General features: G+C 73.3%; 12 protein-coding genes. 4 read left to right on the top strand and 8 right to left on the bottom strand.

Annotation, left to right across the window (positions count from 1 at the left end; genetic code table 11):
- Positions 1 to 17: 17 nt before the first annotated feature.
- Together HD597_RS21545 and HD597_RS21540 are read right to left on the bottom strand one after the other, a co-directional pair.
- The gene (locus HD597_RS21545; protein ID WP_253744473.1) at positions 18 to 998 is read right to left on the bottom strand and encodes a C40 family peptidase; all 981 of its coding nucleotides are present in this window, start codon (positions 996 to 998) and stop codon (positions 18 to 20) included.
- A 214-nt stretch (positions 999 to 1212) separates the two neighbouring features.
- Positions 1213 to 2292, bottom strand: coding sequence for a LacI family DNA-binding transcriptional regulator (locus tag HD597_RS21540; protein ID WP_253744472.1), 1080 nt, complete (start codon positions 2290 to 2292; stop codon positions 1213 to 1215).
- 208 nt (positions 2293 to 2500) lie between these two features.
- Between HD597_RS21540 and HD597_RS21535 the strand changes: the two genes are divergently transcribed.
- Genes HD597_RS21535 through HD597_RS21520 form a run of 4 tightly spaced genes read left to right on the top strand, consistent with a single transcriptional unit; the run spans position 2501 to position 7639 of the window.
- The gene (locus tag HD597_RS21535) at positions 2501 to 3457 is read left to right on the top strand and encodes a carbohydrate ABC transporter permease (RefSeq protein ID WP_372513385.1); all 957 of its coding nucleotides are present in this window, start codon (positions 2501 to 2503) and stop codon (positions 3455 to 3457) included.
- Complete coding sequence (locus tag HD597_RS21530) at positions 3447 to 4271, top strand: carbohydrate ABC transporter permease (RefSeq protein ID WP_253744471.1); 825 nt, start codon at positions 3447 to 3449, stop codon at positions 4269 to 4271. Before HD597_RS21535 ends, HD597_RS21530 begins: the two co-directional genes overlap by 11 nt.
- A gap of 24 nt (positions 4272 to 4295) precedes the next feature.
- Positions 4296 to 5573 (top strand): ABC transporter substrate-binding protein, encoded by a 1278-nt coding sequence (locus HD597_RS21525; RefSeq protein WP_253744470.1) that lies wholly within the window; start codon positions 4296 to 4298, stop codon positions 5571 to 5573.
- Positions 5570 to 7639: a hypothetical protein gene (locus HD597_RS21520; protein WP_253744469.1), complete on the top strand. Its 2070-nt coding sequence runs from the start codon at positions 5570 to 5572 to the stop codon at positions 7637 to 7639. The genes HD597_RS21525 and HD597_RS21520 overlap by 4 nt, the downstream gene beginning before the upstream one ends.
- Here the strand turns inward: HD597_RS21520 and HD597_RS21515 are convergent.
- From HD597_RS21515 to HD597_RS21490, 6 genes are all read right to left on the bottom strand, one after another.
- Entirely contained in the window at positions 7631 to 9022 is a 1392-nt protein-coding gene (locus HD597_RS21515) for a hypothetical protein (RefSeq protein WP_253744468.1), read from the bottom strand. The two genes, HD597_RS21520 and HD597_RS21515, sit on opposite strands and share 9 nt — an antisense overlap.
- Positions 9016 to 9759: an alpha/beta fold hydrolase gene (locus tag HD597_RS21510; RefSeq protein ID WP_253744467.1), complete on the bottom strand. Its 744-nt coding sequence runs from the start codon at positions 9757 to 9759 to the stop codon at positions 9016 to 9018. Before HD597_RS21510 ends, HD597_RS21515 begins: the two co-directional genes overlap by 7 nt.
- 48 nt (positions 9760 to 9807) lie before the next feature.
- Entirely contained in the window at positions 9808 to 10713 is a 906-nt protein-coding gene (locus tag HD597_RS21505; RefSeq protein ID WP_253744466.1) for an aldo/keto reductase, read from the bottom strand.
- A gap of 58 nt (positions 10714 to 10771) precedes the next feature.
- Positions 10772 to 11980: a PP2C family protein-serine/threonine phosphatase gene (locus HD597_RS21500; RefSeq protein WP_253744465.1), complete on the bottom strand. Its 1209-nt coding sequence runs from the start codon at positions 11978 to 11980 to the stop codon at positions 10772 to 10774.
- Positions 11981 to 12078: 98 nt separating this feature from the next.
- A complete protein-coding gene (locus HD597_RS21495; protein WP_253744464.1) occupies positions 12079 to 12813 on the bottom strand; it encodes a phosphotransferase in 735 nt (244 codons plus the stop codon).
- A gap of 67 nt (positions 12814 to 12880) precedes the next feature.
- Positions 12881 to 13426: a dihydrofolate reductase family protein gene (locus HD597_RS21490; RefSeq protein WP_253744463.1), complete on the bottom strand. Its 546-nt coding sequence runs from the start codon at positions 13424 to 13426 to the stop codon at positions 12881 to 12883.
- Positions 13427 to 13465: the final 39 nt, after the last annotated feature.

The following is a 13465-nucleotide window of genomic DNA, read 5'->3' as shown; positions in this document are numbered from 1 at the left end:
GATGCCTCAGGGACGTCTCAGGGCCGGACGGCGCCGACCAGGCGGCCACGCCAGTAGTCGTCGAGATCGACCACCTTGATGACGTCGCCGGTCTGCGGGGCGTGCACCATCTTGCCCCCGCCCGCGTACATGCCCATGTGCCCCAGCCCCTTGCTGAACAGAAGGTCGCCGGGCTGCACCTGGTCCAGGGGCACGCGCCTGCCCGCGCCCCAGGCCCACTGCGTGTACGTGGTGCGGGGCAGCGTCACCCCGGCCGCCCGCCACGCCGCCTGCGTCAGGCCCGAGCAGTCGAAGGAGGCCGGCCCCGTGCCGCCGTACCGGTAGGGCTTGCCCACCTGGGCGAAGGCGAACTGCAGCGCCTCGCGGGCGTTGCCGGAGGCCGGGCCCGTGTACCTGATGCCGGTGCTGCGCGGGTTGCCGCTCTGGTAGGCGCCCAGGCGGCGCAGCAGCTTCGTCTGCTGGTCGACGAGGTCGTCGACCTCCTCCTGCTTGCCGCGTACCGCGTCACGGGCCTGCTCGGCCTCCTCCAGGGCGGCCCCGGCCCGGTCGCGCCGCTCGCGCAGGCCCCTGGTCGCCTCCTCGAACGCCCGGATCTTCGCCGCCCGGTCCCTGGCCATCTGGTCGAGGGCGGCCATGCCGCTGAGCATCGCCTCCGGCGGGCCGCCGAAGGCCAGCCGCTGCCAGCCCTGCGACGGGCCGAACTGGTAGTTGTGCACCGCGATGGCGGCCAGCTCCTCGCGCAGCCCCGCCACCTGCTCGTCCTTGGCGGCCAGCTCGGTCTCCAGCGTCTGGTGCTTCTTCCTGGCCTTGCGGTAGGCCTCGGTGGCCTGGTTGTAGCGCTCGACGAGCTGGTCGGCCCGCTCGTTGAGCTTCACCAGCCGGGCCCTGACCTGGGCGGGGGACGGGTCGGCCCAGGCCGCGCCCGGGACGACGACCGCAACGGTCATGGCCAGCGCCGTGGCAGCCGCCGCCCGTGCGAGCCTCGCCGACACCGTCACCCGCCTGCCTCCTTCTCGCCGCTGTATGAGGAGGTACGCGGGAAGCGCCGCGGATGTTCACCCCGTTCGCCCCGCGCGCCGGCCCATACGATTCATTCGCCTCTCGGTCGTCGCCGCGTACGTCTTCTGGAACCTGCACGAGGAGCGGCGCGGACCGGCTGGGGGCACGCGTGACGCCCGCCGGCCCCCGGCGTCCGGCACGCGCAGCGCCTCTTCACCCGGGCGCCGGGCCGGTGCTGCCGCGGATGAGCAGGCGAGGCTGGTAGCGCACGTTGTAGCCGCCGCCCTCGCCGTTCATCAGCCCCCGCAGCCGCTCCCACGCCTGCCGCCCCAGCTCGCTCTGCGGGATCGACACCGTGGTCAGCGGCGGCGTGGTGTAGCGGGCGAACGGGATGTCGTCGAACCCGGTCACCGACACCTGGCCGGGCACCCGCACATCCAGCTCCCGGAGCCCTGTCAGCACGCCCGAGGCCACCATGTCGTTGAACGCGACGACCGCGCTGGCCCCGCACTCCACCACCCGCGGCGCGGCGGCGTGCCCGTGCTCGAACATCGATCCGCACTCCAGCACGGTCAGCTCCACCCCGGGCCCGGCCTGCGCCAGGGAGCGCAGCGCGGCCAGCCGCTCGGCGTTGCCCGCGCTGCCGTCCGGGCCGGCCAGGTAGGCCAGGCGGCGGTGCCCGTGCCCGGTCAGGTGGGTGACGATCGCGCCGATGCCGGCGGCGTTGTCGATCGACAGCGACGGAGCCTCCAGCCCGGCGACCTCCCGGTAGACCAGCACGAACGGCGCCAGCCGGTCGCCGAGCGCCCGCAGCCGCTCGTCCGGCGCGCGCGGCGAGGCGAGCACCAGCCCGTCGGCGTTGCGCCGCGCCTCCAGCGCGAGGATCACCTCCTCCTCGGGGTCCTCGTCGGACTCGGCCACCAGGAGCTGGCGGCCCGCCCTGCCCGCGGCCTGGCTCAGCCCGCGCAGCACGCTCTGGAACAGCGGGTTCGACAGGTCGGGGACGACGAGCGCGACCGCGCCGGTACGGCCGAGCGCGAGCCTGCGGGCGGCGGCGCTGGGCTCGTAGTCGAGCGCCTCGGCCGCGGCGCGCACCCGCGCGGCCAGCTCGGGGTTGACACTCGTCGAGCCGTTCATCACCCGCGACACCGTCGCGCGCGAGACCCCGGCCGCCTCGGCGACGCGGCTGATCGTGGCCTGCCCGGCCGGTCTGGGCCCGCGCCTGCCGGCCGGCCGCGGCGGGGACGCTGGCGCCTCCAGGTCCTGCTCGCCGTCTCCGGTGCTCGCCCTCATCCGCTCTCCCTGCACGCCGCGCGGGCCGCCTACGCATGCATTAAAGCGCGCAGCCGCCCCGGCGGCGAGATACCGGTTTCTCACCTCACGGAACAACCGGTTGCGGCGGGCCCCACCGCACGGATTTACCCAGGTCAGTGCTTCGCCGACCAAGCGTTGACACCCGTTGTGGGCAATGTTAGAAACTGGTTACTGCGAAGGGTGCCAGATGAGCAAACGTTTGGAACTCGCCGACACCGCCGTCGCCCCGCCCCCTCCACGACCGCACCCCGCCGGGAGCCCGAGGCCCGCCCGCCCCGGCAAGGACCGGATCGGCTACCTGTTCCTGACCCCGTGGTTCCTCGGCATGGCCCTGTTCACCGTCGGCCCGATCCTGGGCTCGCTCTACCTGTCCTTCACCGAGTACACCCTGCTCAAGCCGCCCGAGTGGCTCGGGCTCGAGAACTACCGCCAGATGCTGGACGACCCCCGGCTGCACAGGTCGCTGCTGGTCACGTTCGTCTACGTGTTCGTGTCGGTGCCCATCCAGCTCGTGCTGGCGCTGGCGCTGGCCCTGCTGCTCAACCGCGGCGTGCGCGGGCTGAGCTTCTACCGGTCGGTCTACTACCTGCCCTCGCTCCTGGCCGGGAGCGTGTCCATCGCCATCCTGTGGCGGCAGATCTTCGGCAAGGACGGCCTGGTCAACCAGCTCCTGGCGGTCGCCGGCCTCGAGGGCGTGAGCTGGGTGGCCCATCCCGACTTCGCCCTCGGCACACTGGTGCTGCTCAACGCCTGGACGTTCGGCGCCCCCATGGTCATCTTCCTGGCGGGGCTGCGGCAGATCCCCGCCTCCTACTACGAGGCCGCCCAGGTGGACGGCGCCGGCCCCGTGTCCCGGTTCCTGCACATCACGCTGCCCATGCTGACCCCGATCATCTTCTTCAACCTCGTTCTGCAGCTCATCGGCGCCTTCCAGAGCTTCACTCAGGCGTTCGTGATCAGCGGCGGGCGCGGCGGCCCGTCCGACTCGACCCTGCTCTACACGCTCTACCTGTACGAGCGCGGCTTCGGCTCGTTCGACATGGGTTACGCCTCGGCGATGGCGTGGGTGCTGCTCGCGATGATCGCGGTGCTGACCGGGCTGAACTTCCTGTTCGCCAGGCGGTGGGTGTTCTATGGGAGCTAGACGATGGCCCAAGCACCTGCTGCTTATCGGCTTCGGCCTGGTGATGCTCTACCCGCTGCTGTGGATGGTGTCCAGCTCGGTCAAACCCACCGAGACGATCTTCCGTGACCCGTCGATCTGGCCCACGGAGCTGGACCTCGGCAACTACACCGAGGGCTGGACGGCCCTGGAGCACTCCTTCCACTACTACCTGTGGAACTCCGCCGTCATCGCGATCCTGGCCGTCGCGGGCAACCTCATCTCCTGCTCGCTGGCCGCGTACGCCTTCGCGCGGCTGGACTTCCGCGGCAGGAAGCTCTTCTTCGCCCTGATGCTGGCGACGCTGATGCTGCCCGTCCACGTGCTGATCGTCCCCCAGTACGTCCTGTTCTCCCAGCTCGACTGGATCAACACGAACCTGCCGCTGGTCGTGCCCAAGTTCCTGGCGCACGACGCGTTCTTCATCTTCCTGATGGTGCAGTTCATCCGCGGCCTGCCCCGCGAGCTGGACGAGGCCGCCCGCATCGACGGCTGCGGGCACATCAGGATCTACTGGCGGATCATCATGCCGCTGTCGGTGCCGGCGCTGGCCACCTCGGCGCTGTTCACCTTCATCTGGACCTGGAACGACTTCTTCAGCCAGCTCATCTTCCTCACCGATCCCGAGCTGTGGACCATGCCGGTGGCGCTGCGCTCGTTCATGGACGGCCAGGGCGAGACCGCCTGGGGCCAGCTGTTCGCCATGTCCATCGTGGGGCTGGCGCCGATCTTCGGATTCTTCCTGGCCGGGCAGCGCTACCTGACCCAGGGCATCTCCACGACCGGCTTCCGTTGACACGTTCGTACGAAGGAGAAGGCCATGCCACGATCGAACGGCCTGGCGGCGCTCTGCCTGACCGGCGTCCTGCTCGCGGTCACCGCCTGCGGCGGGAGCCCGGCCGGAGGCGGTGACGGCACGGTCGAGCTGCGCTTCGGCTGGTGGGGCAACAACGACAGGGCCGCCGCCACCCAGCGCGTCATCGACGCCTTCCAGAAGCAGAACCCGGGCATCAAGGTCAAGGGCAGCTACACCGACTTCAACTCCTACTTCGACCGCCTGGCCACCGAGGTCGCCGGCGGGCGCGCCCCCGACGTCATCACGCTCGGCGGCGCCTACCCCCGCGAGTACGGCGACCGCGGCGCCCTGCTCGACCTGGCCGAAACCGGGCTCAAGACCGACAAGATCGGCGCCGCGGCCCTGGACAACGGCAAGTTCGGCGGCGTCCAGTACGGCGTCCCGACCGGCGTCAACGCCATCGCCGTCGTCGTCAACGAGGCGGTGTTCGAACAGGCCGGCGTGCCCCTGCCCGACGAGGACACCTGGACCTGGGACGACTTCACCCGCACCGCCACCGAGCTGGCAGGCAAGCTGCCCGAGGGCACGTTCGCGCTGGCCGACCCCACCAGGACCGACATGCTCGACGCCTACTCCCGCCAGCGCGGCGAGGCGCTCTACACCGCCGACGGCAAGGTCGGCATCAGCGAGGGGACACTGGTGGACTGGTGGACGATGACGCTCGCCCTGATGAAGGCCGGCGCCACCCCGCCCGCGTCCCAGACGGCCGAGCTGATCACCCAGCCCGCTCCCGAGCAGTCGCTGATGGGCCGCGGCCAGGCCGCCATGCAGTTCGACTGGAGCAACCAGCTCACCGCGCTCGGCAAGGCCGCCGGCCGGCCGCTGCGGCTCATGCGGGTGCCCGGCGAGAGCGCCAGGCCCGGCATGTGGCTGCAGGCGTCGCAGATCTACAGCGTCAACGCCAGGAGCGAGCACCCGCAGGAGGCGGCCAAGCTCGTGGACTTCCTCGTCAACAGCCCCGAAGCCGGGAAGATCATCCTCGCCGACCGCGGCATCCCGGCCAACTCCGACGTCCGCGCCGCCATCCAGGACGTGCTCGGCGAGGCGGAGAAGACGCAGGCCGCCTTCATCGACGCGCTCACCCCGAAGGCCGGGCCGCCCCTGGTGATCGGCCCCGCCGGCTCCACCGACACGCCCAAGATCCTGGACCGGGTCAACGCCGAGGTGCTGTTCGGCCGGCAGCAGCCCGCCGCGGCGGCGGCAGACTTCGTCCGGCAGGTCTCCACGGCGATCAAGCAGTGATCGACCGCCGCGAGCTGGCCGGGCGGCACGCCGTCGACCTGTCCGGCCTCGTCCCCGGCTCCCCGCTGTCGGTCGGCAACGGGGAGCTGTGCTTCACCGCCGACATCACCGGCCTGCAGACGTTCCCCGCCCTCCACCCATCGGGAGGCGGGACGCTGCTGGCGACCATGGCGTCGTGGGGCTGGCACAGCGTCCCCGCCGGCGTCCCCGCCGGCGTCCCCGGCGATGTCCCCGGCGAGCACACGCTGGAGCAGGTGACGCGCACGTACCGGACGCCGCGCGGGCCCGTCCCGTACGTGGACATGGCCGGAGAGCTGACCGGCTCCGGCGGCGAGACGCCCGCGTCGGCGGCCGAGTCGTGGCTGCGCGCCAACCCGCACCGCCTCGACCTCGGCCGGATCGGGCTGGCCACGCCCGGCACGCCCCTGACGACGGCGGACGTGAGCGGCGCCCGGCAGCGGCTCGACCTGTGGACGGGCACGCTGACCAGCCGCTACCGGCTGCGCAGCGTGCCGTTCGAGGTCGTCACCGCCTGCCATCCCACGCTCGACGCCGTCGCCGTGCGGCTGCGCTCACCCGCGCTGGCCGAGACGGGGGTGCGGCTGGCGTTCCCGTACGGGTCGCAGGAGTGGGGGAACGCGGCCGACTGGTCACGGCCCGGCGCCCACACCTCGCGCCTGCGCGCGGGGGAGGGCGGCTTCACCGTCGAGCGCACCCTCGACGCGGCCGCGTACCGGGTCGAGGTGCGGATGACGGGCGGCTGCGAGGTGACGCGGACGGGGCCGCACGAGTTCCGCGTCACCTTCCCCGGGCCCGCCGCCGAGCTCACCTTCGCCTTCCAGCGCGGCGCCACGAGCCGGGTGCCCGGCTTCGCCGAGGTGGCGGAGTCGTCCGCCGCCCACTGGGCGTGGTTCTGGAGCACCGGCGGCGCGATCGACCTGTCCGGCGGCCACGACGAGCGCGCCCACGAGCTGGAGCGCCGGATCGTGCTGTCGCGCTACCTGACGGCGATCCACTGCGCCGGCTCCAGCCCGCCGGCCGAGACCGGGCTGATGGCCAACAGCTGGCGGGGCCGCTTCCACCTGGAGATGCACTGGTGGCACGCGGCGCACTTCCCGCTGTGGGGCCGTCCCGAGCTGCTGGAGCGCAGCCTCGCCTGGTACGCCGCCATCCTGCCCGCCGCCCGGGGCACCGCCCGCGCCCAGGGCTGCCCGGGGGCGCGCTGGCCCAAGCAGACCGGCCCCGACGGGCGGGAGAGCCCCAGCCCGATCGGGCCGTTCCTGGTGTGGCAGCAGCCGCACCCGATCTTCCTGGCCGAGCTGGTGCGCCGCGCCGCCGGCACCCGCCACGCCCTCGACCGCTACGCCGACCTGGTGCTGGAGACCGCCGCGTTCATGGCGGCCTTCGCCGTCGAGGGGCCCGGCGGGTACGGGCTGGGGCCGCCGCTGGTGCCCGCCCAGGAGTCGTACGCCGCGGTGCGCGCCCGAGCGGCGAACCCGACGTTCGAGCTCGCGTACTGGTCGTGGGCCCTGGAGGTGGCCCAGCGGTGGCGGCGCCTGCTGGGCCTGGCGCCCGAGCCCCGCTGGGCGCAGGTGGCCGCGGGCATGGCCAGGCCGCTGGTGCGCGGCGGCGTGTACGCGGCGATGGCCGCCCCGCCGTACACGGTGCGCGACGACCACCCCTCCATGCTGTACGCGCTCGGCCTCGTCCCCCCGACCCGCCTCATCGACGCCGCCACGATGCGCGCCACACTGCACGACGTGCTGTCCGGCTGGGACTGGGACAGCACCTGGGGCTGGGACTACCCGGCCATCGCCATGACCGCCACCCGCCTCGGCGACCCGCGCACCGCCGTCGAGACCCTGCTCATGCCCACGGCCAAGAACACCTACCTGCCCAACGGGCACAACTTCCAGACCGCCGCGCTGCCCGTCTACCTGCCCGGCAACGGCGGCCTGCTGGCCGCGGCCGCGCTCATGGCCAGAGGATGGGACGCCGGCCCCGCCACCCCCGGCTTCCCTGACACGTGGCACGTCCGGCACGAGGGGCTGCTGCCCTCACCCTGACCAGTCGATCTCCTCCCGCTTGCGCAGGAACTCCTCGGCCGCCTCCCACTCCAGCGGCAACGGCATCGGATACGTCGTCCTGATCCTGGACAGCTCCCGGTGCCCGCGGATCAGCCCGGCGAAGTCGCGCGGGTAGGCCCGCGTGTCCACCCCGGTGAACACCCCGACCTTGCGCGCCCGCTCCAGCAGCCGCCGCCAGTGCCCGACTCCGGCCAGCCCCACCGACTCCACCCCGTGCGAGAACAGCATGAGCCTGATCTCGTCGAACGGGTCGGCCCCGTCGAGGTAGGCCATGGCCCGCGCGTGCGACTGCTCGGCGTTGAACACCATCCAGTACGGCACCGACCCGGAGCGCAACGCCCACCACGGCTCCAGCAGCAGGAAACACTCCACGAGCAGCCGATCGCCCGGCAGCCCCCGCAGCTCGTACCAGCTCCGGTACAGGTCGGCCACGACCGGGCTCAGGTCCTCCGGCTCGTCGAAGCGCATCCGCGCCAGCCGCCAGCCGTTGCGCGCCGCCAGCTCCTCCAGGTCGGCGAGCAGCTCGGGCTCGAACCCCCACTCCGCCTCCGGGCTGTCGCCGTCCGCCGGAGGGTAGTCCCACCGCTCCCGCCCGGCGCCGTAGCGGCTCAGGTGGCCGGCCACGCGCGGGCCGCCGCGCTCGTACTCCTCCCGGGTGGCGCCGCCCAGCGCCCCGTGCTGGAACACGTAGCGCGGCCCCACCCGCGTGACCGGCCAGCGCAGCCCGCACTCCGGCACGACCAGCGTCGCGCCCGCCGGCAGCGACTCCTCCAGGAAGCGCCGGTAGGCCCCGGGCAGCCTGCGCCACTTCACCCGGAAGTACGTCATGCCCGCGATCATCAGCCGGTCCTGGTTGGCGTCGTGCATGTGGTGCAGCACCAGGTCAGGGTTGGCCGCCAGCAGCGCCTCGCCGGCCGCCCGGGTCGCGCGCAGGTCGCCGCGCGGGTCGTCCGGGCCGACGCCGCGGCGGCGCACCGGCAGCAGCAGCGTCTGCGGCAGCCACGGCGCCCGCAGCGCCGCCGCCAGGTGCACCAGCGCGCCGTTGGACGACCCGATGAACGCCACCGGGTACGGCCCCCGCGGGTAGTGCCCGCTCACCCAGCGCGCCAGCTCCTGCGAGCGGATCTCCGGCACGCGGCGCAACGGCACCGCCTCGGCCCAGCCGCTCACCGCGTACGCCTTCTCCTTGGCCGCCCGCGGCAGCCGAGCCGCCGCGCCCGCCACGGCGGCGGCCACCGGCTCCACCGCCCCCGGCGCCTGCCCGAGCATCGGCACGTCCCGGTCGCGCAGGAACCGCGACAGGGCCCGCAACATCCCGGTGGCCGAGTCGAACGACGCCACCGCCTTCTGCGGCTTCACCATGCCGCCTCCAGGAACGCCGCCACCTCGCGCGCCAGGCCGTCCGGGTCCTTGTACGGCACCATGTGCGGCAGCCCGTCCATCACCACCAGCCGCCCCCGCGGCAGCAGCCGGGTCACCTCCTCGGCCCACGCCTGGCTCACCATCCGGTCCTTGCCGCCGCGCACCACCAGGGCGGGCACGGTGACGTGGGGGAGCTTGTCCTCGATCCGGTCGCGCATCGAGGCGCCGAAGCTGGCCAGCACCTGGCGCGGCCCGGCGTCGAGGTAGTCGGCCACGTTCAGCGGCAGCATGCGCGGGCTCTCCCGCACCGAGTTGCGCAGCCACTGGCCCACCAGCCGCGCCGGGCTGCGCCCGCGCGCGTCCACGGTCGGTCCCACCAGCACCAGCGCGCCCGCCGCGCCCGGGTGCCTGGCCGCCACGTCCACCGCCACCTGGCAGCCGAACGACCCGCCCAGCAGGCAGGGCCGCTCCAGCCCGCTCGCGGCCAGCCAATCGGCCACCGCGTCGGCGAGCGCCGTCAGCGTCAGCGGCGCCCGCGGCTTCTCGCTGCGCCCGAACCCGGGCAGGTCGAGGCTCCAGGCGTCATGGGTGACCCCCATGGCCCGCACGAACGGCAGCAACTCCCGGCTCGACACCCCGGCGCCGTGCACGCACACCACGGCGGGCCCGGGCCCGTGACTCCGCCACACCGCCAGCTTCATGCCGAGGGCGGTGCGGACCAGCGATTCGAGCGGCACGCCTCTCCTTCCACAGGGGAGCCGCCCACCTACCCGAACCGTGATCGGTCAGTCCACCGGCGACGGCGGCGGCGTGCCCAGCGCCTGCAGCTCCTCCCAGAACCCGTCCGGGATCACCGCGTCCACCAGCGCGTCGAGGCCCTCCAGCCGCTCCACCGAGGTGATGCCCACCACCGTGGAGTGCACCCGCGGCTCCCGCAGCGAGAAGTGCAGCGCGGCGGCCGGGAGCGCGATGTCCCACCGCTCGCACAGCTCCCGCACCCGCTCCACGTGCTGCCCGAACTCCGGCGTGATGGGCCGGTACCCGTACCGGGAGGCGTGCCGCGGCGAGCCCGACAGGATGCCGCCGCCGAAGGGCGCGGCGTTGAAGACCGTCATCCCGCGCTCGGTCGCCAGCCGCAGGATGTCCTCGGCCCCCCGGTCCACCAGCGTGTACCGGTTGTGGGTGAGCACCGCGTCGAACGCGTCCGTGCGGATGTAGTCCTCCACCAGCGTCCCGCCGGCGGCGGCGATGCCGATGGCGGCGACCAGCCCCTGCTCGCGCAGCGACACCAGCGCGGGCACCGCGCCGCCCGGCGCCATCGCCTCCCGCACCGTGATCGTGAACGGATCGTGCAGGTGGTAGATCGGCAGGGTGCCGACGCCGAGCCGGGAGGTCGTCTCCTCGAACGAGCGCATCACCCGGTCGCCGTCGAACACGCCCGTCCGCGGGTCGCGGTCGGCCTTGGAGAAGACGGTCACCCCGTCGGCCGGGCCGAGCACCTGGCCGATCAGCGTCTCGCTGCGCCCGCCGGCGTACTCGTTGGAGGTGTCGAGCTGGCGGAACCTGCCGGACACCAGCTCCCGCGCCAGTCGTTCGCCGCCGGGCTCGCGGCCCAGCCCCGACGTGCCGAGGGTGATCGCCTCCAGGGGAGTGTCCGTCCCGGGCACGCGGCGCGCCTGCTGCTCTGGCACCGTGTCCGCCTCTCTTCGTGATCGTACGATTTACGGACGATCATCCCATGTGCCTGGGTCAGAGGACGAGCTGGAAGCGCCGCCGCGTCTGCCACTCCACGGTCACCACCGTCGCGTCATCCTGCAACCGGCCGTGCTGGTGCGCCAGGATGGCCTGGATGAGCCGCCGCAGCGTCTCCGGGGCAGAGACCCCGTCGGCCTCCCGCCGCACCACGAAGTCGATGAACCGCTCCAGCCCGAACAGCTCCCCGTCCGGGCTCTGCGCCTCGATGACGCCGTCGGTGTAGAACAGCAGCCGGTCCCCGGGCTCCAGCTGGTAGTGCAGCAGCCCGGTGGAGACGTGCAGGCCGAAGCCCATCGGCGGGTCCGGCACGCTGGCCAGGCTCGCCACCAGGTGGCCGTCGCGCAGCACCAGCGGCGGGTGGTGCCCCCGGTTGACCCAGCTCAGCAGCCCCGAGCGCAGGTCGAGCTGGGCCAGGATGCCGGTGGCGAAGCGGCCGGTGAACTCCTCCCTGATCGCCGTGTCGATCGCCTCCCCGATCGCGGCGAGGTCCATGCCCTGCCTGCGGTTGTTGCGGCAGGCCGCCATGGCGATGGAGGCGGTCAGCCCGGCGGAGGTGTCGTGGCCCATCGCGTCGAAGATCGACACGTGCAGGGTGCTGCCGTCGAGGGCGTAGTCGAAGGCGTCGCCGCCCATCTCGTACGCGGGCTCCAGCGCGGCGCTGACCACGACGTCGTCGTTGGCGAACGTGCCCGGCGGCAGAAGGTTCCACAACACCTCGGCCGACAGGGTCAGGGGGCGGGCGCGGACCAGGCGGGCGAAGGAGTCGCTGTGCGGCCGCTTGCTCACCACCATCACCGCCACCAGCGACGCCAGGTCCTTGGCCCGCGTCTCGGTGAGCTCGCCGTCCTGCGGCGCGGTCAGCCCGATCACGCCGATCCGCTCGGTGCCGTCCAGCAGCGGCACCCACAGCAGCGGCGTCCGCTCGTCCTGCGGCGAGCGGGCGCGGACGATCGCCACCGCGCGGAAGGCCCGGCCCGGCATGGTCGCGTCGATGCGCATGCTCTCCAGCGGCTCGCCGGCGGCGTCGTGCTGGCCGGGCAGCGGCACGAGGAACTGCTGCTGCAGGTCGGTCACGTAGATCACGACGTGGGTGAACCCGGTCAGGCGGGCGTGCTCGGCGGCCTTGGCCGGCAGGTCCTCCATCCCGGACAGGTGCATGCTCGCCAGCAGGCCGCCGAGGGCGCGCTCACCGTCGCTCCGCACGTCCTCACCCCTCGCGCGCGTCGTCGTCCATCACCCGCCTCCTACCCATCCCGCGGTGGTAGCTGTCCGCCGGGCGGATCTTTTGCGCCGTCGTCCGGTCAGGCCGTCACCGGGTCCTCAAGCACACGGCCGAGCACCCCGCGCTGGAACCCCTCCGGGCCGGGGCTGGACAGGCCGGCCATCGTCGCCAGCGCCTTCCACAGCGCCCATCCGCGCGCCCGCCGGTCGCGGACGAGCAGGTTGCCGGGCGCGACGTCACCGTGGAACCACACCGGCGCCTGCCGCCAGGACGAGTCCACCGCCCGCGCCCACACGGCCCGGCACGCGGCGGCGTCGACATCGCCGTCCAGCCTGCGCAGGGCCTGCTCGACCTCGCCGCCCAGGACGTCCGGATGGCGGCCGCGCCGATGCGAGTGCGCTCCGGCGGCGGGCCCGTGCCGCGCCGGGGCGGCACGGAGGGCGGCCAGGAAGGCGCCGAGGTCCCGGGCCAGCGCCGGCCGGTCGACGCCCGCGGCGCCCTCCACGGTGTCCCCGGGCAACCACCGCCGCACCGACCACGGGAACGGGTACCCCGCTCCCGGGCGGCCGGTCGCGACGGGCGCGGGGACGGGCAGCGGCAGGTGCCCGGCCAGCAGCGGCAGGCAGCGGTCCTCCTTCTCGACCCCTTCCACGTACGCGTCGCCGCTGGGCAGGCGCACGGCCAGCCGGTCGCCGAGGCGGAACGTCCGGTTGTCCCAGCCCTGGCGGGCCACGGGGGTCACCGGCAGGCGGGCCCAGGCGGGGAACTGCTCGGCGACCAGGGCCCGTACGAGATCAGCCGTGATGTCGATCACGACCTCGATTCTGTCCCAGCCCCCGGCGGCCCCTCCGCCCGCCTCTCCCGCCCGGCGGCTCAGGTGTTCAGCCTGCCCGCTCGACCGCGTACGTGGACTGCACCACGCCCGCCCCGAACACCCTGGTCGACACGTGCGTGAGCGGCACGTCCCGGCCGACCGGCCCGAACAGCGGCAACCCCGTGCCGATCAGCACCGGCACCGTGGTGATGGTCAGCTCGTCGATCAGCCCCTCGCGCAGGAACATGCGGATGACCTGCCCGCCGTCCACGTACACGCTCTTCGTGCCCCGTTCCTCCAGCGCGCTCACCAGCGTGCCGAGCTCGCGGTGAACGGTGACGCGCGGGTCGGCGCCCAGCGGGAGGGTGCGGCTCAGGACGGCGCAGTGCCTGCCCTCGTGCGGCCACGGATCGTAGGTGAGGCCGGGCTCGTAGGTGCCGCGGCCCATGACGACGGTGTCGATGCCGTCGATGAACTCCTGGTAGCCCAGGTCCCCTCCGGCTGCCTCGCCTCTGCTGGTGAGCCAGTGGAGGTCGCCGTCCTGCCGGGCGATGAAGCCGTCGAGGCTGATCCCGATGAACACCGAGCACGTGAACGAACGGCCTGCGGTCATGTGAGCGTCTCCCCGTTAGTAAATGATCCTTCGTTTATA

The organism is Nonomuraea thailandensis, assembly GCF_024172165.1.
GTDB lineage: Bacteria > Actinomycetota > Actinomycetes > Streptosporangiales > Streptosporangiaceae > Nonomuraea > Nonomuraea thailandensis.
This window is presented reverse-complemented; position numbering and strand designations above follow the sequence as displayed.